This is a genomic window from Tabrizicola sp. (assembly GCF_016793705.1).
Classification (GTDB): Bacteria; Pseudomonadota; Alphaproteobacteria; order Rhodobacterales; family Rhodobacteraceae; genus Tabrizicola.
In genome coordinates, this window is record NZ_JAEULO010000010.1 from 1 (window position 1) to 2,391 (window position 2,391).

The window sequence follows — 2,391 nt, forward strand, 5'->3', positions numbered from 1 at the left end:
CTGCCAGTGCCGCGACTATCCCAACCGCAAGCTGCATGTCCCGGAATGCGTGGTGCTGACGCCGAAGACCCTGCCGAAGATCGCCTACTGGATGCCCGCGACCTGCGCCTACAAGCTGCTGTTCCAGAAGAAGAAACTGCCGGACTGGCACCCGCTGCTGACCGGCGATCCCGACAGCACCCACAAGGCGGGCCAGTCGATCCGGGGCATCACGCTTTCGGAAACCGAAATCCCCGAGGATGACTGGGAAGACTATCTGATCGAGGAAACCCCCTGATGCGCTTTGCCTCCGACAACACCTCGGGCGCCGCCCCCGAGATCATCGCCGCGATCCTGAAGGCGAACGAAGGGTATGAGCGCAGCTACGGCGCCGATGCCGCGATGGAGCGGGTGACGGAGCTTGTGCGCGACATCTTCGAGGCGCCGGAGGCCGAGGTCCGCCTCGTCGCCACCGGCACCGCTGCCAACGCCCTTGCCATCGCGACGCATTGCCCGCCCTGGGGCGGCGTCTTCTGCCAGACCCATGCCCATGTCGCCGAGGACGAATGCGGTGCGCCAGAGTTCTATTCGGGGGCCAAGCTGGTGCTGGTGCCTGGCGAGCAGGGCAAGATCACTCCGGCCACCCTCGCGCAAGCCCTTGCCACCACCGGCGAAAGCGGTGTCCACGGCGTCCAGCGCGGGATGCTGTCGCTGACCAACGTCACCGAGGCCGGGACCGTCTACACCCCCGCCGAGATCGCCGCCCTGACCGCGCTGGCCAAGGCGCACCACCTCCCCTGCCACCTCGACGGCGCGCGCTTCGCCAATGCGCTGGTCGCCACCGGCGCGACTCCGGCCCAGATGACCTGGAAGGCGGGCATCGACGTGCTGTCGCTTGGCGGCACCAAGAACGGCTGCCTGGGGGTGGAAGGGGTCGTCCTTTTCAACCCCGGCAGGGCCTGGGAACTGGAGCTTCGCCGCAAGCGGGGCGGGCATCTCTTCTCCAAGCATCGCTTCCTCTCGGCGCAGATGGAGGCCTACCTGACCGGCGGCCTCTGGCTGCGGCTTGCCGCGCAGGCCAATGCCATGGGGCAAAGGCTTGTCGCGGGTCTTCGCGACCGGCAGGCGCAGGTGCCCGAAGCCCCCGCCAACATGTTGTTCCCCGAATGGGTCGCCGGCAAGCACGACAGGCTGGAGGCCGCAGGCGCCGTCTACTACCGCTTCCCCGCGCCGGAAGGCCGCGAACGGGCGCGGCTCGTCGCCAGCTGGTCGACGACCGAGGGAGACGTCGACCGCTTCCTGACTGCCTTCTGAACCCGGGTTTTTCGCGTCGTTTGCGGTCGCGCCGGTTTGCAAGCGCAGAACCGGGTGATAAGCGATGCCAAGCCCCGAATCCGCTGCCCCGGAGTCCCCATGCCCGCCGTCACCGAACCCAAGCTCATCTCCGGAAACGCCAATCAGCCGCTGGCGAAATCCATCGCCCGGCGGATGTCGATGCACCGGGGGATGAGCGTGAACCTGGTCGACGCCCGGGTCGAACGGTTCAACGACCAGGAGATCTTCGTCGAGGTCTTCGAGAACGTCCGCGGCGAGGATATGTATGTCATCCAGCCGACCTCGAACCCGGCGAACGACAACCTGATGGAGCTTCTGATCATGACCGACGCGCTGCGTCGGTCTTCTGCGTCCAGGATCACCGCCGTGATCCCCTATTTCGGCTATGCCCGCCAGGACCGCCGCGCCAAGGCCCGGACCCCTATCACCGCCAAACTGGTGGCCAACATGATCGAGACGGCGGGGATCGACCGCGTGCTGACGCTCGACCTGCACGCCGCGCAGATCCAGGGCTTCTTCGACATTCCCGTGGACAACCTTTACGCCTCACCCGTCTTTGCCCTGGACATCGAGCACAATTTCAAGGGCCAGATGGACGAGTTGATGATCGTCTCGCCCGACGTCGGCGGCGTGGCCCGCGCGCGCGAACTGGCCAAGCGGATCAACGCCCCCCTCGCCATCGTCGACAAGCGGCGCGAGAAGGCCGGCGAGGTCGCCGGGATGACAGTGATCGGCGATGTGAAGGGCCGCAAGTGCATCATCGTCGACGACATCTGCGACACCGCCGGCACGCTCTGCAAGGCCGCCGAAACGCTGATGGAAGCCGGGGCGACCGAGGTCCACAGCTACATCACCCACGGCGTCCTCTCCGGCCCGGCGGTGGAGCGGGTGTCGAACTCGGTGATGAAATCGCTGGTGATCACGGATTCCATCGAACAGGGCGACAAGGTGAAGGGCGCGAAGAACATCCGCATCGTCCCCACCGCGCCGATGTTTGCCCAGGCGATCCTGAACATCTGGGGCGGCATGTCGGTGTCCTCCCTCTTCGAGACGGATACCCTGGTGCCGATCTATGAG

Annotated in this window: 3 protein-coding genes; all 3 read left to right on the forward strand. The window is 66.2% G+C overall.

Annotated elements, in window-relative coordinates:
* Positions 1-277: YcgN family cysteine cluster protein (locus tag JNJ68_RS02030; protein ID WP_294978284.1), on the forward strand; the 277-nt coding region annotated here is incomplete at its 5' end.
* A complete protein-coding gene (locus JNJ68_RS02035; protein WP_294978287.1) occupies positions 277-1,293 on the forward strand; it encodes a beta-eliminating lyase-related protein in 1,017 nt (338 codons plus the stop codon). The genes JNJ68_RS02030 and JNJ68_RS02035, both read left to right, overlap by 1 nt.
* Before the next feature lie 99 nt (positions 1,294-1,392).
* Positions 1,393-2,391, forward strand: a 999-nt coding sequence (locus JNJ68_RS02040) for a ribose-phosphate pyrophosphokinase (protein WP_294978290.1), incomplete at its 3' end; no start/stop codon positions are given.